Origin of the sequence: Streptomyces sp. NPDC091682 (genome assembly GCF_044756625.1) — a bacterium.
Lineage (GTDB): Bacteria > Actinomycetota > Actinomycetes > Streptomycetales > Streptomycetaceae > Streptomyces.
Genome location: NZ_JBIVTH010000011.1, coordinates 32785 through 55097 on the forward strand (window position 1 = coordinate 32785; position 22313 = coordinate 55097).

7 protein-coding genes are annotated in these 22313 nt (G+C 75.1%); 5 read left to right on the forward strand and 2 right to left on the reverse strand.

The genetic code is table 11. The features are described 5' to 3' along the window. Positions 1-51: 51 nt before the first annotated feature. The 5 genes from ACIQK6_RS24845 to ACIQK6_RS24865 all read left to right on the forward strand — a co-directional run bounded on the left by ACIQK6_RS24845 (position 52) and on the right by ACIQK6_RS24865 (position 20518). On the forward strand, positions 52-7914 hold the full coding sequence (locus tag ACIQK6_RS24845) for an amino acid adenylation domain-containing protein (RefSeq protein ID WP_402695484.1): 7863 nt from the start codon (positions 52-54) through the stop codon (positions 7912-7914). Continuing rightward, complete coding sequence (locus ACIQK6_RS24850; RefSeq protein ID WP_402695485.1) at positions 7911-18410, forward strand: amino acid adenylation domain-containing protein; 10500 nt, start codon at positions 7911-7913, stop codon at positions 18408-18410. Before ACIQK6_RS24845 ends, ACIQK6_RS24850 begins: the two co-directional genes overlap by 4 nt. Before the next feature lie 67 nt (positions 18411-18477). Next, positions 18478-18678 carry an MbtH family protein gene (locus tag ACIQK6_RS24855; protein WP_402695486.1) on the forward strand — a complete coding sequence of 67 codons (201 nt, stop codon included), beginning with the start codon at positions 18478-18480 and terminating at the stop codon, positions 18676-18678. 84 nt (positions 18679-18762) lie between these two features. Then, positions 18763-20094, forward strand: a complete 1332-nt coding sequence (locus ACIQK6_RS24860; protein WP_402695487.1) for an MFS transporter — start codon at positions 18763-18765, stop codon at positions 20092-20094. A 175-nt stretch (positions 20095-20269) separates the two neighbouring features. Beyond that, positions 20270-20518 (forward strand): hypothetical protein, encoded by a 249-nt coding sequence (locus ACIQK6_RS24865; RefSeq protein ID WP_329097068.1) that lies wholly within the window; start codon positions 20270-20272, stop codon positions 20516-20518. Positions 20519-20605: 87 nt separating this feature from the next. On the opposite strand, the gene ACIQK6_RS24870 is transcribed toward ACIQK6_RS24865, so the two are convergent. Together ACIQK6_RS24870 and ACIQK6_RS24875 are read right to left on the reverse strand one after the other, a co-directional pair. Then, positions 20606-21145 carry a hypothetical protein gene (locus ACIQK6_RS24870; protein ID WP_329097070.1) on the reverse strand — a complete coding sequence of 180 codons (540 nt, stop codon included), beginning with the start codon at positions 21143-21145 and terminating at the stop codon, positions 20606-20608. Positions 21146-21242: 97 nt separating this feature from the next. Next, a complete protein-coding gene (locus tag ACIQK6_RS24875; protein ID WP_402695488.1) occupies positions 21243-22277 on the reverse strand; it encodes a LuxR C-terminal-related transcriptional regulator in 1035 nt (344 codons plus the stop codon). Positions 22278-22313 lie beyond the last annotated feature (36 nt).

Sequence of the window (22313 nt, forward strand, 5' to 3'; positions counted from 1 at the left end):
GCCTCACGTCGTCGTTGATCGACCGATCCGACTGAGGAGACTGACCACCGCATGGCCACTCACGACCGCGGGCCGCTGCCCCTGACCCCGCCGCAGAACGGCGTCTGGTTCGCGCAGCAGCTCGACCCCACCCATCTCGACTACACCATCGCCGAGTACCTGGAGATCCGCGGGGCGGTGGATCCGGAGCTGCTCGCCGAGGCGGTGCGCACGACGGTGGCCGGAACCGAGACGCTGTGCGTCCGCTTCGCCGAGGTGGACGGAGTGGTGTGCCAGATACCCTCCGGTCCGCCGCCGCTGCGGATGGAGACGGCCGACGTCAGTGACCACCCGGACCCGGACGCCGAGTCCGAGCGGCTGATGCGCGCCGAGCTGGCCCGGCCGACGGACCTGGCGACCGGTGACGTGTGCCGGCACCTCCTGGTGCGGACCGGTCCGGCGACGTACCGCTGGATGCAGGGGTACCACCACCTCGTCGCGGACGGGGTCACCGGTTCGATCCTGGCCCGGCGGACCGCCGAGGTGTACTCGGCGCTCGTCGCGGGAGAGCCCGTACCGGCCCCGGAGTCCACGCCGTGGGAGCAGATCGTGGCCGGGGAGGAGGAGTACGCCCGCTCCGAACGGTCGTCGGTCGACCGGGAGTTCTGGCGGGGCCGGCTGGACGGCGCCCCCGAGCCCGTGTCCTTCACCGGCAGCGTCCCGGCGCCCGCGTCGGGTACCACGGTGCGGGTGAGCGGCGAGCTCGACCCCGCCGATGCCCGTACCCTGCGCGATGCCGCGCGCCGACACGGCACGCGCTGGTCCGCGCTGGTGATGGCCGCGGCCGCCGCCCACCTGCACCGCGCGGGCGCCACGGAGGACGTGGTCCTGGGCCTACCGGTCACCGGCCGCACCACACCGGACGCCCGCCGGACACCCGGCATGTTCTCGAAGGTCCTGCCGCTGCGGCTGGCGGTGACCGGGGACACCACGGTCGGCGAACTGCTCCGCCACACCTCCGCCGGCATCAAGGAGGCCCTGCGCCACCAGCGGTACCGGATCGAGGAACTCACCGGAACCGGGCCCCGGCTGTGGGACGCCGCCGTCAACCTCATGTCCTTCGACTACGAGCTGTCGTTCGCCGGCGCGCCCGCCTCCGCGCACAACCTCTCGGTCGGCCCCGTGGAGCACGTCTCCCTCAACGTCTACGACCGCGGTGGCGACAGCCCGCTGACCGTGCAGGCCGAGGGCGACGCCGCCGACGTCGGCCCGGCGGAACTCGACGCGCTGCGCGTGCGGTTCACCCGCTTCCTCGTCGCGCTCGCCACGGCCGACGACGAGGCCCCGGTGAGCTCGCTGCCCTTCCTCACCGCCGAGGACGAGAAGCAGCTCGCCGCTTTCGCGGAGGGCGGCGTCGACCCGGCCCCCGGGGACGGGCTGCTGCACACGCTCTTCGAGGAGGAGGCGGCGCGCACCCCTGACAAGGTGGCCGTGATCTGCGCCGATCAGGAGGTGACGTATCGTCAACTCGATGCCTGGGCGGCGGACATCGCGGACCGGCTGGGTCGGGCCGTGGATCCGGGCACGCCGGTCGGCGTGTGCGTGGAGCGCTCCCCCGCGATGGTCGCGGCCCTGCTCGGCGTCCTGAAGGCGGGCGGCTGCTACGTACCGCTCGACCCCGGCCTGCCGCCGGAGCGCATCGCCTACATCGTGCGCGACGCGGGGCTGGGCACGATCGTCGCCGGGCCCGGTAGCCTCGACCGGCTGCCGGTCGACCTCGCGTCCGTGGTCGACCCGGGAACGGTGAGCGGCCGGACGGGCGGCAACCGGGCGGGCGCAGCAGTGCCGGCCGCGTCCGCCGCGTACCTGCTGTACACCTCCGGCAGTACGGGCGAGCCGAAGGGCGTCGTCGTCCCGCACGCGGCGGCGGTCGACTTCGTCCACGGCCACCTCGCCCTGTGCGGCGCGGGCGGCAGCGGCGCGGGCGGCAGCGGCGCGGGCGGCAGCGGCGCATCCGGATCAGGTGACACCGAGCGCTTCCTCGGCTTCGCCTCGCTCTCCTTCGACGTGTCCGTCCTGGACGTCTTCGGCGCGCTGCTGAGCGGTTCCACCCTGGTCCTGGCCACCGAAGCCGAACGGGTCGACGTCGACCGCCTCCAGGCCCTGCTCGCCGAGCACGCGGTGACCGTCGCCGATCTCCCGCCGGCGCTCCTGCCGCTGCTGGACCCGGCCGCCCTGCCCGCACTGCGGTTCCTGTCCACGGGCGGCGAGGCCCCGTCGGGGGACGCCGTCGACCGCTGGGCGGTGGACGGCCGCGAGGTCTGGAACGCGTACGGGCCCACCGAGGCCGCCGTGTCCGTCACCATGCACCGGGTGGTTCCGCCCTCGTACGGCCGGATCCCGCCCATCGGGCGGCCGATGGCCAACCACCGCGCCTACGTGGTCGACCGGGCGCTGCGGCTGCTGCCGCCGGGCGCGACCGGCGAGCTGTGCGTGGCCGGTGCCGGTCTGGCTCGGGGATACGCGGGACGCGCCGCCATGACGGCCGACCGCTTCGTGCCCGACCCCTTCTCCGGCGTTCCCGGTGCGCGGATGTACCGGACGGGCGACCTCGTGCGCTGGTCGGCGCGGGGCGAACTGGAGTTCCTCGGACGGGTGGACCGACAGGTCAAGATCAACGGGCACCGGATCGAACTGGGCGAGATCGAGGCGGTGCTCGGCCGGCAGCCCTCGGTGGGGCAGGCCGCGGTCGTGGTGCACGCCCCCGCGGGCGAGGCCCGACGGCTCGTCGCCTTCGTGGCGCCGCCGGGCGACGGTGGCCCGGCGCCCGAACCGGACCTGCTCGCAGCGGAGTTGGGTCGCCTCCTGCCGACCTACATGGTGCCCCGCACCTTCGTGGCGGTGGACCGGCTACCCCTCACCGCGAGCGGCAAGGTGGACCGCGCCCGGCTGCACGTACCCGAGGCCGCGGACCGTCCGGAGCGCCCCGAGCGTGCCTACGGCGCCACCGAGTTGGCCCTCGCGGCGCTGTTCTCCGAGGCCCTCGGTACCGCCGCCACCCCCGACGACAACTTCTTCGAGCTCGGCGGCGACAGCATCGCCGCCCTCAGCCTGACCAGCCGGGCCCGGGCCCGGGGCTTCTCCTTCACCCTGCGCGAGGTGTTCGCGCACAAGACGGCGGCCGCCCTCGCCGCGGCCGTCGGCGAGCCGGCCCCCGGTGCCTCCGAGGCCGCCGGTCCGGCCGTCACGGAGCACGGTCCCCTTCCCGCGACCCCGGTCATGCGCTGGCTCCTCGACGGGCCGGGCCCGATCGGGCGCTTCAGCCAGTCCATGGTGCTGGCCCTGCCCGAGGGTGCGGACGACGCCACGCTCGTACGGGTCCTGCAGTCGGTCGTGGACCGGCACGGGGCGCTGCGCCTGGGCGTGACCACCGGACCCGAGGGCCCGCTGTGCACGGTGGGCGAGCCCGGTTCCGTCGACGTGTCCCGGCTCTACCGCACCGTCGGTGCCGCGGGGTCGGACGGGTCCGCCCGCGCCGCGATCGTGGCGCAGGCGGCACGGGAGGCGGCCGGACAACTGGATCCCGCGGCCTCGGTGATGCTGCGAGCGGTGCGCTTCGATGCCGGTGGGGCGTCGCCGGACCGACTGCTGCTGTGCGTGCACCACCTGGCCGTGGACGGGGTGTCCTGGCGGATCCTGACGGCGGACCTGGCCGCGGCCTGGGAGGCCGCCGTCGCCGGGCGTCCGCTGCCGGCCTCGGACGGGGAGGTCTCGTTCCGTGCGTGGGCCCACCACCTCGAACTCCAGGCGCGTTCCCCGGAAGTGCTCGCCGAACTCCCGTTCTGGCGCTCGACCTTGGAGACCCCCGGGGCCGGCGCGGACCTGCAGGAACCCTGGCACCGGGTCCCCGACCCGGCACGGGACACCGCGGGCACCGCCCGCACCCTGACGCTCGACCTGCCCGCCGAGGTCGCCGGCCCGCTGCTGACGCGGGTGCCCGGCGCGCTGCGCACCGGTCCGGCCGAGGTGCTGCTCGCGGGCCTGGTCCTCGCGGGCCACCGGCTGCGCTCCCCCGGCAGCGCCCCGGGGTCGTTGCTGGTCGACCTGGAGGGCCACGGCCGCGTCGACCGCACCGGCCGTCACGACCTGGCGCGCACGGTCGGCTGGTTCACCACCCAGTACCCGGTCCGGTTCGACCTGGACGGCCTCGACCTGGACGCGGCGGCCCGGGGCGGCGACGCCCTCGCCGAGCTGGTCGCCCGCATCCACGCGGCGGTCGCCTCCGTACCGGACCACGGCACGGGCTTCGGTCTGCTGAGCCGGCTCGATCCGCGGAGCGCCGCACAGCTGTCCGGCCTCCCCCGCCCCGGCGTCCTGTTCAACTACCTGGGCCGGTTCGCCGGCGGGGACGGGGCGCCCTGGAACCCGGCCCCCGAAGCGGGCGGACTGCGGGCCGACGTGGATCCGGCGATGCCCGTCGAACACGCCCTGCAGATCGACGCCATGGCCGTGGACGGCGCCGACGGTCCCTCCTTCACCGCGGTGGTCACCCATCCCCGCGCCCTGCTGACCGATGCCGAGGCGGACGCCCTGGTGGCGGCTTGGGACGAGGCCCTGCGCCTACTGGCCGGCTGGACCGGCGCCCCCCGGCCGCGCCGCCTCACCCCCCGCGACCTGCCGCTGGTACGGCTGACACAGCCGGAGACCGACGCGCTGGCCGCGCGTTACCCGGGGCTCGCCGACGTTCTGCCGCTCTCGCCGCTCCAGGAGGGCCTGTTCTTCCACTCCGCCTTCGACACGGGCGCGATGGACGCCTACACCGGCCAGATCGTCCTCACCCTGGACGGCGCCCTGGCCGAAGACGCCCTGCGGACGGCCTGTGACCGGCTGCTGCGCCGCCACACCGCGCTGCGCTCCGCCTTCACCGACCAGGGTCTGGACCGGCCGGTGCAGATCGTCGTCGAGTCCGCCGGAGCGCCGTGGGAAGCCGTTGACCTCGGCGGGCTCGGCTCGGCCGACCGGCAGCAGGAGTGGGAGCGGCTGCTCGCGGCCGACCGGGCCCGCCGCTTCGACCTGGAGCGGCCGCCGCTGGTGCGCTTCACCCTGGTCCGGTTCGGCGCGGGCGAGCACCGGCTGGTCATGACGAACCACCACATCGTGTGGGACGGCTGGTCCTCGGCGGTGCTGCTGCGCGAACTGCTCACCGGGTACGCCGAACACGCCCCGGGCGCCGGGGACGGCGCGGTCGCGGAAGCGGTCCCGTACCGCTCGCACCTGGACTGGCTGGCCCGCCAGGACGACGGCGCCGCGGAGGCGGCGTGGAGCGGTGCGCTCGCCGGGCTGGAGGAGCCGACCCTGCTGGGCGCGGCCGACCCGAACCGGATCGACGCGCTGCCCGAGCGGGCCACGGTCGAGCTGTCGGCGGAGCTCACGACGCGGCTCGCCGCGCGGGCCCGTACCGCGGGCGTAACCCTCAACAGCGTGGTCCAGGGCGTCTGGGCGGTCCTGCTGGGCCGGGTGACCGGGCGGGACGACGTGGTGTTCGGCGGGACCGTCTCCGGGCGGACCGCGGACGTCGCGGGCATCGAGGAAATGGTCGGCCTGCTGATCAACACCCTGCCCGTGCGGTTCCGGATCCGGGAGGACGAGCCGCTGCTGGCGGCGCTCGCCCGGTTCCAGGACGAGCAGGCGGAGCTGATGGACCACCAGCACGTCGGGCTCGCCGGCATCCAGCGGGCGGCGGGTCTGGGCGCCCTGTTCGACACCACGGTCGTCGTCGAGAACTATCCGCTCGACCTGGAGTCGATGCGGGACCTGGCCGGTGGGCCGCGGCTGACCGGGGTGGAGGGCTCGGACGCCACGCATTACACCGTCAACCTCATCGTGCTGCCCGGGGAGCGGCTGCGGCTGCACCTCGACCACCGCACGGACGTCCTCGACGCACGGACGGCCCGCAGCCTGGGCGAGGCGCTGGAGCGGCTGCTGACGGCCGTGGCCGACGCCCCCTCCACCCCGGTCGGCGAGGTGGACCTGCTCTCCGCGGAGCAGCACCGGCTGATCCGGGAGTGGAACGGCACGGCCGTGCCCGTCCCCGACACCACGCTGGTGGAGCTGTTCGAACAGCAGGTGGCCCGGACGCCCGGCGCCCCGGCGACCGTCTTCCGCGGCGAGCGCCTGTCGTACGCCGAACTCGACGCCCGCGCCGAGCTGCTGGCCGGTCAGCTGTCCGCCCGGGGCGCCGGTCCGGAGCGGATCGTCGCGGTCGCCCTGCACCGCTCCACCGAGATGGTGGTCTCTCTGCTGGCCGTGCTGAAGTCGGGCGCCGCCTACCTTCCGGTGGACCCCTCGCTGCCGGCGGACCGGATCGCGTACCTGCTGTCCGACGCCGAGCCCGTGCTGCTGCTCGCGGACCACGCGGTGGCCGCGACGCTGCCGGCCGCGGCGGACCTGCCCCGGCTGGATCCGGGGGCCGTCCACGACGGGACCACCGGTACGGTGCGCCGGGCCCCGCTGCCCGCGCACCCCGCGTACGTGATCTACACGTCCGGGTCGACAGGGCGGCCCAAGGCCGTCGTCGTGGAGCACTCGGCCATCGTCAACCGGTTGCTGTGGATGCAGGACCGGTACCGGCTGGGCTCGGACGACCGGGTGCTCCAGAAGACCCCGTTCGGCTTCGACGTCTCGGTGTGGGAGTTCTTCTGGCCGCTGCTGACCGGCGCCGCCCTGGTGGTCGCCGAGCCGGGCGGGCACAAGGACCCCGCCTACCTCACCCGGGTGATCCAGGAGGAGGCGGTCACCACCGTCCACTTCGTCCCGTCCATGCTGGCCGCGTTCGTGGAGGATCCCGAGGCGGGCCACTGCCGGTCGCTGCGCCGGGTCGTGTGCAGTGGCGAGGCGCTGCCGGAGGAGCTGAAGAACCGCTTCCTCGACGTGCTCGACGTGCCCCTGCACAACCTGTACGGGCCCACCGAGGCGGCCGTGGACGTCACGCACTGGGACTGCCGCCGCGAGGAGAGCGGGCCCGTACCGATCGGCCGTCCGATCTGGAACACCTCGCTGTACGTGCTCGATCCGCGGGGGCGGCCCGTGCCGGTGGGGGTCGCGGGCGAGCTGTTCCTGGCGGGCGCGGGCCTGGCCCGCGGGTACCTGCGCCGCCCGGCGCTGACCGCGGAGCGGTTCCCGCTGGACCCGTTCGGCCCGCCGGGCTCGCGCATGTACCGCACCGGCGACCTGGCCCGCCACCGGGCCGACGGCTCGGTGGAGTACCTGGGCCGCACCGACGACCAGGTGAAGATCCACGGCTTCCGGATCGAACTCGGCGAGATCGAGACGGCGCTGGGCCGCCTCCCGGGTGTCGGGCGGGCCGCGGTCGTGGTCCGCGAGGACGTTCCGGGCGAGCGCAGGCTCGTCGGGTACGTCGTCCCGGAGGCCGGGGCCGGGGCCGGGACGGCCGCGGCCCCGGACCCCGAGTCGATGCGCGCCGAACTGGGCCGCTCCCTGCCGGAGTACATGGTCCCGGTGCTGGTGGTCGTGGACGGGCTGCCCGTCACGGCGAACGGCAAGCTCGATCGCAGGGCGCTGCCGGCGCCCGCCGCGGCGGCCGCCGCCACCGGGTACGAGCCGCCCGCCGGGGAGACCGAGGAACTGGTCGCCATGGTCTGGGCCTCCGTACTGGACGCGCCGCGGATCGGCCGCCACGACGACTTCTTCGCCCTCGGGGGTCACTCGCTGAGCGCCACCCGGGTGGCGGCCCGACTGCGCCAGTCCCTCGGCCTGGACCTGCCCCTGCACACCCTCTTCGAACAGCGGACCGTCGCCGCCCTCGCCATGGCGGTCGAGACCGTGCTGCTGGCCGAACTGGAGGCCGAGACGGCCCCGTTCGCCGCCACCGCCGACGCCGTTCCTTCACTCGTACTTCAGGGAGAGACCTCGTGACCACCCAGGAGAGCCTGCCGGCCACCGGCACGGACAGCCGCCTGGCCGCCGCCCGCGAACTGCTGCGCCGCCGGGTGCGCGCCGCGCTGGACGACTCGGCGGCCGGTCCGGCCGCCGCGACCGCCCCGGCCCCGTCGGCCGACGGCCCCGCCGCCGAGCCCGTCGCCTCGTTCGCCCAGGAGCGGATGTGGCTGGTGGACCGGATGATGGACGGCACCCCCGGCTATGCGATCCCCGAGGTCGTACGGCTGCGCGGCCCCGTCCGCCCGGACCTGCTGCGCCGGAGCCTGACGGCCGTCGTGGCCCGCCACGCACCGCTGCGCACCGTCTTCGAGGAGCGCGACGGCGCCCCGCACCCGGTGGTCCTGCCCGCGCCGGAAGCCGTCCCGCTGCCGGTGCTGGACCTGGGCAGCGCCCCCCTCGCCGAACTGGAGGAGCGGGCCCACGCCCTGGCCCGCGAGGAGGTCCGCAGACCCTTCGACCTCGCGGCGGGCCCGCTGCTGCGCGCCCTGCTGATCCGGCTGGGCGCGGAGGACCACCTGCTGGTGCTGGTGGTCCACCACATCGCCACCGACGGCTGGTCCATGGGCCTGCTCTGGCAGGAGTTCTCCGCGGGCTACGCGGCCCTGCTCGGTGAGCGGCCCCTCCCGCACGTGCCGCTCCCCCTCGACTACCAGGCGTACGCCCGTACCCAGCGCGACCGGTTCGCGAGCGGTGCGATGAACGGACAGCTGCGCTGGTGGGAGGAGCGCCTCGCGGGGCTGGAGCCCCTCGAGCTGCCCGCGGACCGGCCCCGGCCCACCCGCCGCAGCGGCGACGGCGCCAGCCTGGACTTCACCCTCGACGCGACGCTCACCGCACGGCTGCGCGGGATCGCCGAGGGCTCCGGCGCCACCCTCTTCATGACCCTGCTGGCCGGCTTCCAGGTGGCCCTGGCCCGCTACGCCGGCCGCGCCGACATCGCCGTCGGCACTCCGGTGGCCGGGCGCGACCGGGTGGAACTGGAGCCCCTCGTCGGGTTCTTCGTCAACACCGTGGTGCTGCGCGCCGACCTGTCGGGCGATGCCGGGTTCCGCGAACTGCTCGGCCGGGTCCGCCGGGCGACGGTGGACGCGTACGACCACCAGGAGGTGCCCTTCGACCGGCTGGTGGAGCACCTGAGCCCCGAGCGCGTCGGCGACCGCAACCCGCTCGTGCAGGTGATGTTCGCGTCCGCCCCGGACGAGACGGCCGGACTGCGACTGCCGGGCCTGGACGCGCGGTCCGTGCGGACCGACTTCGGCGGATCGCTCTTCGACCTGAGCGTCTTCGTCTCCGAGGGCGCCGAGACCTGCTCCGGCTCGCTCGTCTTCGACACCGACCTGTTCGACCGGGCCACGGCCGAGCTCGTCCTCGGCCACTACCTGGAGCTGCTGGCCTCCGCCGCCGAGGAGCCCGACCGCCCCGTGGCCGAGCTGCTGCCCTCCGCCCCGACCGCGGCCCGGCTCGCGGCCGAGGGCCACGGCGCGGTCCGCCGGGACCTCGCCCCGGCCACCCTGGTGGAGCTGTTCGCCGAGCAGGTCCGGCGCACCCCCGGCGCCGAGGCCGTGGTCTGCGGCGCCGATCGCCTCGGCTTCGCCGAACTCGACTCCCGCTCCGACCTGCTGGCGGCCCGGCTGACCGCCGCCGGGGTGGGGCGCGAGACCCCCGTGGCCCTGCTGATGGAGCGCTCGGTCCACCTTCCGGTGGCGATCCTGGCCGTCCTGAAGGCCGGCGGGGTCTACGTCCCGCTCGGCGACGGGTTCCCCGTCGCCCGACTGCACTGGATGCTGGAGCGGACCGGCGCCCGCCTGCTGCTCGCCGATCCGGCGACGGCCGACCACGAGGCGGTCCGCACCTCGCCCGTGCCGGTGCTCGACGTGGGCGCCCCGGCGGACGGGATCCCGGCCGGCGCGCCGGGCCCGTACCCGCCCTGCGCGCCGGACCAGCTGGCGTACGTGATGTACACCTCCGGTTCCACTGGAGAGCCGAAGGGCATCGGCGTCACGCACGCCAACGTCGCGGCGCTCGCCCGCGACGCCGCCTTCGGCGCCGCACACCGGCGGGTGCTGGCCCACTCCCCGCTGGCGTTCGACGCCTCGACGTACGAACTGTGGGTGCCGCTGCTGTCCGGCGGACAGGTGGTCATGGCGCCGCCCGGCCGGATGGACACCGCGGCCCTGGCCGCACTGGTGGAGGAGCACCGGATCACCTCGATGTTCCTCACCGCCGCCCTGTTCAACCTGGTGGTCGAGGAGTGCGTGGAACTCCTGACCCACGTACGGGAGGTGTGGACGGGCGGCGAGGCCGCCTCTCCGCACTCCTTCGCCCGTGCCCTGGAGCAGGCTCCGGACACCGTCCTGGTCAACGTCTACGGACCCACCGAGACGACCACCTTCGCCACGGGCCACCGGCTGGACCCCCGCGCCGGAGCCTCCGTGGACGGCCGGATCCCCATCGGCACCGCCCTGGACGACACCCGCCTGTACGTCCTGGACGAGCGCGGCCGCCCGGTGCCGCAGGGTGCCGTCGGCGAGCTGTGCATCGGCGGCACCGGCGTGGCCCGCGGCTACCTGGGCCGGCCCGGCCTGACCGCGCGGCAGTTCACCCCGGACCCGTACGGCGCCCCGGGCGCCCGGATGTACCGGACGGGCGACCTGGCCCGGCGGCGCCCCGACGGCACCGTCGACTACCTGGGCCGCAGCGACCAGCAGGTCAAGATCCGCGGCCACCGGATCGAGCCGGGCGAGATCGAGGCCGAGCTGGCCCGCTGCCCGCAGGTCGGGCACGCCGCGGTGGTGGTCCGCGAGGACACCCCCGGCGAGCAGCGCCTCGTCGCCTACGTGGTGCCCTCGGACGGGCAGGTGGCCGAGCCGGCCGAGCTGCTCCGGGCCCTCGGCGCCCGGCTGCCCGCGTACATGCTGCCCTCGGCGATCGTTGCGCTCGCGGCCCTGCCGGTGACCCCGAACGGCAAGCTGGACCGGCGCGCGCTGCCCGCGCCCCCCGAAGAGGGGGTGCGCCGGGCCGAGTTCGCCGCACCGGCCACGCCGACCGAGGAACTCGCCGCGGCCGTATGGGGCGAGGTGCTGGACACCGGGCGGATCGGCCGCCACGACGACTTCTTCGCGCTCGGCGGCCACTCCCTGCGGGCCACCCGCGCCGTGTCGCGGCTCGGCGCCCGGCTGGGCACCGGCGTGCCGCTGCGGCTGCTGTTCGAGCACCCGACGCTGGAACGGTTCGCGGCGGCGCTGGACGCGCTGCGCGCTGAGGGTGCCGCCGCGGCCACGGTCGCCGTCACCGCGATCGGCGCCCGGCCCGCCGGGGAGCCCGCGCCGCTGTCGTTCGCGCAGCAGCGGCTGTGGTTCCTGGACCAGCTCCAGCCCGGCCGGCCCGACTACAACATCCCCGTCGCGACCCGGCTGCACGGCCCGCTCGACGCCGACGCGCTGGCCGCCGCGCTGTGCGCGGTGGTGACCCGGCACGAGGTGCTGCGCTCGCGGATCACCGAGGGCCCGCGGGGCCCCGTACAGACCGTGGAGGCACCGGAGGTCTTCGCCCCCGTCCGCACCGACCTGGGGGACCTGCCCCGCGAGGAGGCCCGCTCGCGGGCGCTCGGCCTGGCCCACGCGGACGCCGCCGCCCCCTTCGACCTGGGCTCCGCTCCCCTGCTGCGGGCCCGCGTGGTGCGGGTCGCGGACGACGAGCACCTCCTCGTCCTGGTCCTGCACCACACCGTCGGCGACGGCTGGTCGATGCCGGTGCTGTGGCGGGAACTGTCGGGGGCCTACGCGGCGCTGCGCCGCGGCGAGCGTCCCGCACTGCCGGAACTTCCGGTCCAGTACGGGGACTTCGCGTACTGGCAGCAGCGGCGACTGGCGGACGGCGACGCCGACGCGGGCATCGCCCACTGGCGGGCGGCCCTGGGCGGCCTCCCGGCCCTGGAGCTGCCCACGGACCGGCCGCGGCCCCAGGTGCGCTCGGGCGCGGGCGACGCCTTCGTCTTCGAGGTCCCGGCCGAGCTCGCCGAGCGGCTCGGCGCGCTGGCCCGCGAGCGCGGCGCCACCTTGTTCATGGTGCTGCTGGCCGGCTTCCAGGCGCTGTTGGCCCGCTACACCGGCCAGGCGGACATCGCGGTGGGCTCGCCCATCGCGGGCCGCGACCGCACCGAACTGGAGCCGCTCGTCGGCTTCTTCGTCAACACCCTGGTGCTGCGCACCGACCTGTCCGGCGACCCCGCCTTCGACGAACTGCTGGGCCGGGTGCGCCGGACCGCGCTGGCCGCGTACGAGCACCAGGACGTCCCCTTCGACCGGCTGGTGGAGGAGCTGCGGCCGGAGCGCGACCTCAGCCGCAACCCGCTCTTCGACGTGCTGTTCCAGCTGCATCCCGAGCAGCTCGACGCCCTGCCGCTGGACGGCGTGGAGGTCGAGAGCCTGGACACCTCCAACGGGACCGCCAAGTTCGACCTCAGCCTCGCGATGACCGAGCACCCCGGCGGTCTGACCGGCACCGTCCAGTACGCGACGGACCTCTTCGACCGGGCCACGGTCGAGCGGTTCGGCGGGCACTACCTGCGGCTGTTGGCCGGTGCGGCCGAGACCCCCGACGCGCCGCTGTCCCGGCTGGACGTGCTGTCCCCGCAGGATCACGCCGCGCTGCTCGGCGAGGAGTCCGCGGCGCGGCCGGACCGGCCGGTGGCCCGGACCCTGCACTGGCTGGTGGCGGAGCAGGCCCGGCTGCGGCCGGACGCGCCGGCCGTGACCTGCGAGGGCCGCACCACCAGCTACGGCGAGCTCGACGCGGCCGCCAACCGGCTGGCCCACCGCCTGCGGGAGCTCGGGACCGGCCCCGAGACCCGGGTGGCCGTCCTCGCCGGGCGCGACCCGCGCATGCTGGTCTGCGTCCTCGCGGTGCTGAAGGCCGGCGGCGCCTACGTGCCCCTCGACGCGGGACATCCGGCCGAGCGGATCCGCACGGTCCTCGCCGACAGCGGCGCCCACCTGGTGCTGACGGCGGGCCTGCCGGGCGGGCTGCCCGCGGACCTGACCGGCGACCTACCCGTCCTGGACCTCGACGCCGAGCAGCAGCTAATCGACGCGCTGCCCGCCACGGAGCCGGCCGCCCCCGCCTCCCCCGCGCACCTCGCCTACCTGCTGTACACCTCCGGATCCACCGGCCGCCCCAAGGGCGTGGCCGTCACCCACGCCGCGATCACCGGCTATCTGGCGGCGCTGGCCGCCACCTTCGACCTCGGCCCCGAGGACGCCGTGCTCGCCCGTACGGCGCTGACCTTCGACCCGTCGGTACGCGACCTGTTCGCGCCGCTGACCACCGGTGGGCGGATCGTGCTGGCCTCGCAGGACGAGGCCGGGGACCCGGACGCGCTGGCCCGGCTGTTGCACGCCGAAGGCGTGACGGCGCTGCTGTCGATCGTCCCGTCGATGCTGGAACCGCTGGTCGCCGCCGTCACCGAGCCCGCGGCGGCACTGCGGCTGGTGATGACCACCGGTGAGGCGCTGACGGCCGGACTGGCCCGCTCCGCGCACACCCTGGGCGCGCCCGGCACACTGCGGCTGGTCAACCAGTACGGTCCCACCGAGTGCACCAACACCACCACGTACCACGTGGTGACGGAGGCCGACATCGAGGCGGGCCGCATCCCCATCGGGCGGCCGCTGCCCGGCGCGCGGGTGCTCGTGCTCGGCGAGCACCTCGAACCGCTGCCCCGGGGCGCGATCGGTGAACTGTTCATCGCCGGGCGCGGGGTGGCCCGCGGCTACCTCGGCGATCCGGCCCGCACCGCCGAGGCCTATCCGCCGGATCCGTACGGGCCGCCCGGCGCGCGCATGTACCGCACCGGCGACCTGGCACGGCTGCGCTCCGACGGCGTGCTGGAGTTCCACGGCCGCCGCGACAACCAGGTCAAGGTCCGCGGCCACCGGATCGAACTCGGCGAGGTCGAGGCCGCCCTGCTGCACCACCCGGACGTGACCCGGGCCGTGGCGGCCGCGCACGGCGAGGGCGCCGACCGGCTGCTCGCCGCGTACGTGGTGTGGCGGGACGGGAGCGGTGATCCGGCCGCCGTACTGGACTTCGTGCGCGCGGCCCTGCCGGCCGCGATGGTGCCCTCCGCGCTGGTGGTGCTGGACGCACTGCCGCTCACCCCGAACGGGAAGACCGACCGCCGGGCGCTGCCCGCGCCGGAGCCCGGCTCGGCCGGCGGGCACCGGGCGCACGTCGCCCCGCGCACGCCGCTGGAGCAGACGGTCACCGAGGTCTGGGAGGAGGTGCTCGGCGAGGGCCCGATCGGGGTCCGCGACCACTTCTTCGAGCGGGGCGGGCACTCCTTGCGCGCCACCCGGGTCATCTCCCGGCTGCGCGCCCTGCTGGAGCTGGACATTCCGATGCAGCTGCTCTTCCGCCACCCGGTGGCCGAGGACCTCGCCCGGGCGCTCGCCTCGCTGGGTGCGGCGGGCACGACGGGACCGGCGATCCCCGCGCTGCCCGAGGGGCCCGGCCCGCTGTCCTTCGGACAGCAGCGGCTGTGGCTGCTGGACCGGCTCCAGCCGGGCCGGCCCGACTACAACATGCCCGGTGCCGTACGGCTGACCGGGGAGCTCGACACCGCCGCTGCCCTGGCGGCGCTGACGGACGTCGTCGCCCGGCACGAGGTGCTGCGCTCGCGGATCGAGGAGAGCGAATCCGGGGAGGAGAGCGGCGGGGGCGCCTTCGCGGCCCGCGTCGTGCCCGGTCCGGTCTCGATGTTCACCCCGTCCTTCACCGACCTGTCGGAGCTGGATGCGGAGACCGCCGGTGAGCGGGCGCGGGAGCTGGCGGCGCACGACGCCGCGCTGCCCTTCGACCTGGCGGCCGCGGGCCCGCTGCGGGCCCGCCTGGTACGGATCGCGGCGCAGGAGCACCTCCTGGTGATCGTCGCCCATCACATCGCCTTCGACGGCTGGTCGGTGGGGGTGTTCTGGCGGGAGTTCTTCGCCGCCTACCGGGCCCGCACCCTCGAAGGGGCCGAGCCGCTGCCTGAACTCGCCGTCTCCTACCGCGATTTCGCGTCCTGGCAGCGCGACCGGCTGAGCGGTGACGCGCTCGCCGGCACCTTGGCCCACTGGCGGGAGCGGCTCGCCGGGCTCGCCCCGCTGGACCTGCCCACCGACCGGCCCCGGCCGGCCACCCCGTCCGGGCGCGGCGAGCAGTTCCCCTTCGTCCTGCCCGAGCCGCTGCTGCACGGGCTGCGCGAGCTGGGACGCCGGCACGACGCCACCTTGTTCATGGTGCTGCTGGCCGGCTTCCAGGCCCTGCTGGCCCGCTGGTCGGGCAGTGAGGACGTGGCGGTGGGCTCCCCCATCGCGGGTCGCGACCGCACCGAACTGGAGCCGCTCATCGGCTTCTTCGTCAACAACCTGGTGCTGCGCACCGACCTGTCCGGCGACCCCGCCTTCGACGAACTGCTGGACCGGGCCCGCGAGACGGCCCTGGGGGCCTACGCCCACCAGGAGGTGCCGTTCGAGCGTCTGGTGGAAGAGGTGCGGCCGGAACGCGACCTGAGCCGCAACCCGCTGTTCCAGGTGATGTTGGTGCTCGACGAGGAGGCCGCCGCGCCGCCCGCGCCGGCCGGGCTGGACGTCGAACCGCTCTCGCTGGCCAGCGGGGCCTCGAAGTTCGACCTCTCGCTGTACTTCGTCGAGGAGGAGGGCGCCCTGCGCGGCGAGGCCGTGTTCGCGACCGACCTGTTCGACCGGGCGACCGTCGAGCGCATGACCTCGGCGCTGACCGAACTGCTCACGGCCGCGGTGGCCGACCCCGCGACCCCGCTGGGCGCGCTGCCCCTGATGGGCCCGGCCGAGGAGCGCCGGATCCTGCGTGCGGGCGGCGGGTCCGCCGAGCCGGCCGCCGACCGGCCGCTGCCCGTGCTCGTCGGTGAGCAGGCCTCCCGTACGCCGGAGGCCGTGGCCGTGGACGACGGGGAACGGAGCCTGACGTACGCCGGGTTGTGGGAGGTGTCGGGCCGCCTCGCCCGGGAGCTCGCCCGCCTCGGCGCGGGCCCGGACACGGCGGTGGCCGTCTGCGCGGAACGCTCCGTGCTGCTGCCGGCGGCGCTGCTGGGCGTCCTGCGCTCCGGCGGCCTGTACGTGCCCGTCGACCCCGGTTATCCGGCCGACCGGATCGGCTACATGCTCGCGGACAGCGGCGCCCGGGTGCTGGTGGTGTCGGGGCTGTCCGCCGCCGCGCAGGCACCGGACGGGGTCACCGTGGTGGACCTCGACGCCCTGGCCGGGGACGGGAGCGCGCGGGCCGACTTCGCACCCGTGCGGTGGGAGCCGGAGCAACTGGCGTACGCCCTGTACACCTCGGGCTCGACGGGACGCCCGAAGGGGGTCACCGTCCCGCACCGGGCGCTGGCCAACTTCACCCGGGACATGGTGCGCAGGCTGGAGCTGACGGCCGGTGACACGGTCGCGGCCGTCACCACGGCCTCCTTCGACATCGCCGTGCTGGAGCTGCTGGTCCCGCTCGTGTGCGGGGCCACCGTACGGGTCGTCGACCGGGAGACCGCGCGGGACGGCACCCTCCTCGCGAAGGAGCTGGACTCGGCACCGGTCACGGTCGTCCAGGCCACTCCGGCCACCTGGCACCAGCTGATGGAGTCCGGCTGGCAGGCGCCCCACGTGCGGGCGCTGTGCGGCGGCGAGGCGCTGCCCTCGGCCCTGGCCGAGCGGATGCGCACGGCCCTGGGCACCGTCTGGAACGTGTACGGGCCGACGGAGACCACCGTCTGGTCCACGGCGCACCGGCTGTCCGGTCCCGTCGGCGACGGGTCCGTTCCGATCGGCTCGGCGCTCGCCAACACCCGACTGCACGTGCTGGACGCGGCCCTGCGGCCGGTACCGGTCGGGGTGTTCGGCGAGCTGTACATCGGCGGCGACGGGGTGGCCCGCGGCTACCACGGGCGGCCTGCGCTGACCGCGGACCGGTTCGTGCCCGACCCGTACGCGGCGGGCGAACGGCTGTACCGCACCGGTGACCTCGTACGACGGCTCGCGGACGGCACGCTGGAGTACCGGGGCCGGGCCGACGGCCAGGTGAAGGTGCGCGGCCACCGGATGGAGCTCGGCGAGATCGAGTCCGCGCTCGCCCGCCACCCGCGGGTGCTGGCGGCGGCCGTGGCCGTCCACGGTACGGGGGTGGACGCGGTACTGGCCGGCTACGTGACCTGGCGGGACGAGGCGGGCGACGTGCGGGAGCTCGGCGACTTCCTGCGCCAGGACCTCCCCGAGTACATGGTCCCGGCGGTCCTGACCGCCCTGGAGCGGCTCCCGCTCACCCCGAACGGCAAGCTCGACCGCAAGGCGCTGCCCGCTCCTTCGGCGGACGCGGCGCGCGGCGACGGCACGGGGCACCTCGCCCCGCGCGACACGACCGAGCTGCGGATGGCCCGGCTGTGGGAGCAGACCCTGGGGACGGCCCCGATCGGGGTGCGCGACGACTTCTTCGCGCTCGGCGGGCATTCGCTCAAGGCCTTCGCCCTGATGGCGGCCGTGCGCCGGGAGTTCGGTGTGGAACTGCCGCTGAACCTGGTGTTCCGTCGGCGCACCGTGGAGCTGCTCTGCGAGGCCCTGCCGGACGCGGGGGCGGCCGCCGCCAGGCTGCTGGTCCCGCTGGCCGACGGGGACCCGTCCCGGCCGCCGCTGGTCCTCGTCCACCCGCGGGGCGGCGACGTCGTCTGCTACCGGGACCTGGTGCGGGACCTCGCCGCCCGTCCCGGGGGCGACCGGCGGATCCTGGGTCTGGAGTCGGTGGGCTACAACACCGGCGAGCAGCCGCTGGAGCGGGTGCCCGAGATGGCCGAGCGCTATCTGGCCGCGCTCCGCGAGGAGCAGCCGCACGGCCCGTACCTGCTGGCCGGCTGGTCGTTCGGCGGGACGGTGGCCTATGAGATGGCGGCCCGGCTGGAAGCCGCCGGCGAGGAGGTCGCCTTCCTCGGACTGATCGACGCGGCGGCGCCGGGAACGGCTCCCGGGGGCCGCTCCGGTGCGGCGGGCGGGCCGGGCGATCCGGACCTGCTGCGGTACGGCATCGCCGCCGGGATCGATGCCGGCTCGGCGCGCGAACTGGACGAGGAGGAGCTGCTCGACGTCCTGGTGCGCCGGGGCCGCGAGGAGGGCACGCTGCCCCGCACCTCGCCCACGGAGGCCCTGCGCAGACTGCTGCGGGTCGCCGAGGCGAACGGGGCGGCCTCCGCCGCCTACCGCACCGACGCCGTGCTCGCCGTCGGCCTGCACCTCTTCACGGTCGACGAGCGCCATCCGGAGCTCGCGACCCCGCTGGTGGACCCGGCGGCCTGGCGGCCGCGCACCGCGGGCGCCGTCGTACGGGCCGCGGTCCCGGGCAACCACCACGACCTGGTGGACCCGCCGCACTGCGCCGCACTGGCGGAGCTGCTGGCCGCGGCCCTGCCCTCCTGACCCTCCTGACTACGAGACGCCGTACCCCGAACACCTTCCGCATTCCTGATCCATCGAGGAGAACACCGTGAACGACTCGTCCCCGCAGCAGTACCTGGTCGTCGCCAACGACGAGGAGCAGTACTCCCTCTGGGAGGCCGGCCGGCCCGTCCCGCTCGGCTGGCACGACCAGGGCGTACACGGCACCAAGGAGGAGTGCCTCGCGCACGTCGAGTGGGTGTGGACCGACATGCGCCCGCTCAGCCTCCGCGTGAGCATGGCCGGCTGACCCCACGATCCCCGGGCACCACGCCGCCCGGCAGGCCCCACCGCGGGCTGCCGGGCGGCGCGGCGGTGCCGGAAGGAACCTCGTATGACCAGCTCGTACCCCGGCGGCTCCGCCTCACCGCGCCGCCGCACCCCGCTGGCCGCCCTGGTGGCCGCCTCCGGGACCTCCTCGCTCGGCATGGCGGCGACCCTGGTCGCCGTGCCCTGGTTCGTCCTGCACAGCACCGGCAGCGGCACCCGGACGGGGCTCGTCGCCACCGCCGAGGTGCTGGGCCTGCTCTGTTCCGCCGTGCTCGCGGGTCCGGTGGTCGACCGGCTGCCCGTGCGCGCGACGAGCATCGGAGCGGACCTGTTGACGGCCGCGGCGATCAGCCTGATCCCGCTCCTGCACGCCTTCGGCGCCCTGCCCCTGCCCGTCCTCATCCTCCTGGTCTTCTCGGTGGGGGCCGCGCGCGGGCCGTCCGACACGTCCAAGCAGTTGCTCCTGCCCGGGGCGATGGCACGCGCGGGGGTCACGGCGGAGCGGGCGACGGGAGCCGTCGAGGGAGCCCGCCGGATCGGCATGATGGCGGGGGCGCCGCTCGCCGGTCTGCTCATCGCGACGGTCGGCCCCGTGCGCACCTTGTACGCGGACGTGGCGGCGATGGTGCTGGTGGCGCTCCTCGTGGCGGCCCTGGTGCCGGCGGCAACCCGCCCCCGCCCGGCCGACGGCGCACCGCCGGCCGGTTCCTACGCCCAGGAACTGCGTTTCGGGCTGAGGCAGTTGCGCAGGGACCGGCTCCTGGGGGCGATGGTGGGGGTCCTGATGCTGACCAACGCCCTGGACGGGGCGCTGAACGGCGTGCTCTATCCGGCGTACGGGACCCAGGTGCTGCACAGCAGCGCCCTGTTCGGGGCGATGGTGACCGCCATGGGGGCCGGCGCGCTGCTCGGGGCGGCCCTGTACGGCTGGGCGGGCCACCGGATGCCACGGCGCGCGGTCTTCGTCGGGGCCTTCGTCCTGGTGGGGGCGGTGCGGTGTGCCGCACTGGCCGCCGAGCCCCGGGTACCGGTGCTCTTGACGGTACTGGCCCTGTCCGGCATCGGGTCGGGGATCGTGGGGCCGCTGATGATGTCGGTGGCCTACGAGCGGGTGCCCGAGGAGGTCCGGGGGCGGGTGTTCGGTCTGCTGCTGGCCGCCGCGCTGGCGGCGACGCCGCTGGGCATGCTCGGTGCGGGCCTGGCCCTGGACGCCCGGGGTCTGGTGGCGGCGCTGCTGGGCACGGGGGCGCTGTACCTCGCGGTCACGCTCGCGCCGCTGGTTTTCCCGGTGTGGCGGGAGCTAGACGCCCGGGGCCCGGCGGAGCCCGCGGAGGCGCCGGTCGGGCGCGAGCTGGGCCCTCCGGCCGCCGTAGGAGCAGGAATCCTGACCGAATAGGTCGGCTCTATTGGGATTTGCGGCCCCTCACCATCGCGCCAGGCAGCTTGATGAACAGTCTGATCGATCACCGAAGTGCCCGGCGCACGGCAAGGTTGGTCCTGCACCGACCGGCGCGGACGGCCCACAAAGTGGTTCGCGCCGAGACCAGACCGCTCGTACTCCTGGGGATCCCATGCTCAAGCGTTACGTCATCGCCCTGTCCGTGACCGCGGCCGCGCTGCTGCTGCCCGCCGGCGCCGCTCAGGCCGCCGACGGCACCTCGGACGCGACCACCGTGACGACCACCACCGGCGGCGAGGGCACCACCGCCACCACCCAGACGCCGGGTCAGATCGTGACGCCCAGCGGCCGGGTGGTGACGGTCGGCACCACGACGAACGGCCGGCTGCGCGACATCAACGACAGCTCCTGGGGCGGCTGATCGCACCGGCCCGTGAGGGCCGGACGGAAAGGGGGGAGGGAGGATCGCGGCGCGATCCTCCCTCCCCCCTTTCCGTGCACCGAGCCGTCAGTCACCCGCACCGTTGAGGGAGATGACGGCGTACTGCGCCTGCGGCGCACCGACGCACCTGCGCGACCACCGGGCCGGTACGTACAACAGCTCGCCGGGCAGTAGCCGGCACTGGAAGGACTCCGGTCGACCGCTCTCGCCGGTCCCGGTCAGCTGCCAGGTCACGGCGCCGGCGATCTGGTGGATCAGCAGGTGCTCCCGGTCCCCGGGCTGTCCGGTCCAGACCGCGTCGACACCGACGCCCGGGGCGGCCCCGGCCGTCTCCACCCGGTCCAGCCGGACGGACAGACCGGTCAGGGAGGCCAGTTCGGCGGTGAACCGGTCCACCTGCGCCGGGCACACACCACCACCCGTCGGACTCGCCCCGGCGCCCTCGGCTCCCTCTGCATCATCGGCGTCATCGGCATCGCCGAACGCCGGGTTGTCGTACTCGGGCCACAGCACACCCGGCGCCCGGTCCAGGTGGACCGAGAGGAACAGGACGATCTCCCGCAGGTGCGGGGCCTCCCGTTCGCAGGCTTCGTCCGGCATGTCCATTACGTGCCCCTCTTGTTCGGCGGCTCCACAGCTCCCATCTCAGCAGCATGCGACACGCCCGCCGGCCACGACAGACACGAAAACGCGTGACACCAGGTCAGGAGGGCTGTGCCGGGGCGTCGTCCGCCTCCGCCTCCAGGTCCAGCAGGCCGCGCGCGGCGGCGGCCACACCGGCCTGGAACCGGCTGCCCGCACCCAGCTCCTGCATGATGTCGGCGATGTGGCGCCGGGCCGTGCGCAGCGACATGCCCAGGCGCCGCGCTATGGCCTCGTCCTTCAGCCCGGCCGCGAGCAGCCGGATGATCGTCTCGTGGATCTCCCGGGCCACCTCTTCGAGCCCCTGGCCCGCCGCGGCCGAGAACGGCGAGGCCAGGTCCCAGGTCTGGTCGAAGATGTTGCACAGGTACGCGACGGTCGACGGCTCGCGTATGACCACGGCGCCCCAGCTACCGTCGGAGACGGGTATGAAGGCCAGTTCCCGGTCGAAGGCGATGAGCCGGCCGAACAGCTCGTGCGCGGTGCGGTACTGCGCCCCCAGCACGGAGGTGGCGGCGACGTAGGCCTGGCTCGGCCCGTTGAAGCGGGCGGTGTGGTGGTAGAGGGTGCGGATCGATATCCCCCGCTGGAGCATCGTCTCGTCCCGCCGCAGCGCCTCCTGCATCGCCTCCGGCACCCTGCTGCCACCCCCGGGCTGCGAGCTGAGCATCTCGGTGGTGCAGTTGAGGGAGGCCCGGTTGAGTGCCCCGCGCACGTCCTCCAGGCTTTCCAGGACCTCCAGCGACTCCCCCGTGGAGCGGCGGCCCAGGTAGTGCGGCAGGAAGCGCCCCAGGTCCTCGCGGATCCCGCTGATCTCCCGCTGCTGCTCGCGGATCTGCGCCTCCAGGGGCGCGACGAGCTGCTCGGCGGCCGTGTCCGGGGCCACCGCGAAGGCCACCGACGGGTCGATCGGGCTCACGTGCAGCAGACGTGCGGCGCGCAGGCGTGACACGCTGCTCCGGACCTCGTCCGCGTCGTGCCCCGTACCGACGGCCACCGCGTCCACGTCCACCGTGCGGTGCTCGAGCACCCAGCCGTAGACATCGATGTCAACATCAGCGCTGTTCGGATCCGGCACCACGTCAGATGTTTGCATTGCCCCACTTTGCCTTTTTTGCCCCTGGTCGCTTTA

Excerpts from the sequence above, each read along its gene's own strand:
- ACIQK6_RS24875 (WP_402695488.1), bottom strand. The coding sequence starts at position 22,277 with ATGCAAACATCTGACGTGGTGCCGGATCCGAACAGCGCTGATGTTGAC.
- ACIQK6_RS24860 (WP_402695487.1), top strand. The coding sequence starts at position 18,763 with ATGACCAGCTCGTACCCCGGCGGCTCCGCCTCACCGCGCCGCCGCACC.
- ACIQK6_RS24845 (WP_402695484.1), top strand. The coding sequence starts at position 52 with ATGGCCACTCACGACCGCGGGCCGCTGCCCCTGACCCCGCCGCAGAAC.
- ACIQK6_RS24865 (WP_329097068.1), top strand. The coding sequence starts at position 20,270 with ATGCTCAAGCGTTACGTCATCGCCCTGTCCGTGACCGCGGCCGCGCTG.
- ACIQK6_RS24870 (WP_329097070.1), bottom strand. The coding sequence starts at position 21,145 with ATGGACATGCCGGACGAAGCCTGCGAACGGGAGGCCCCGCACCTGCGG.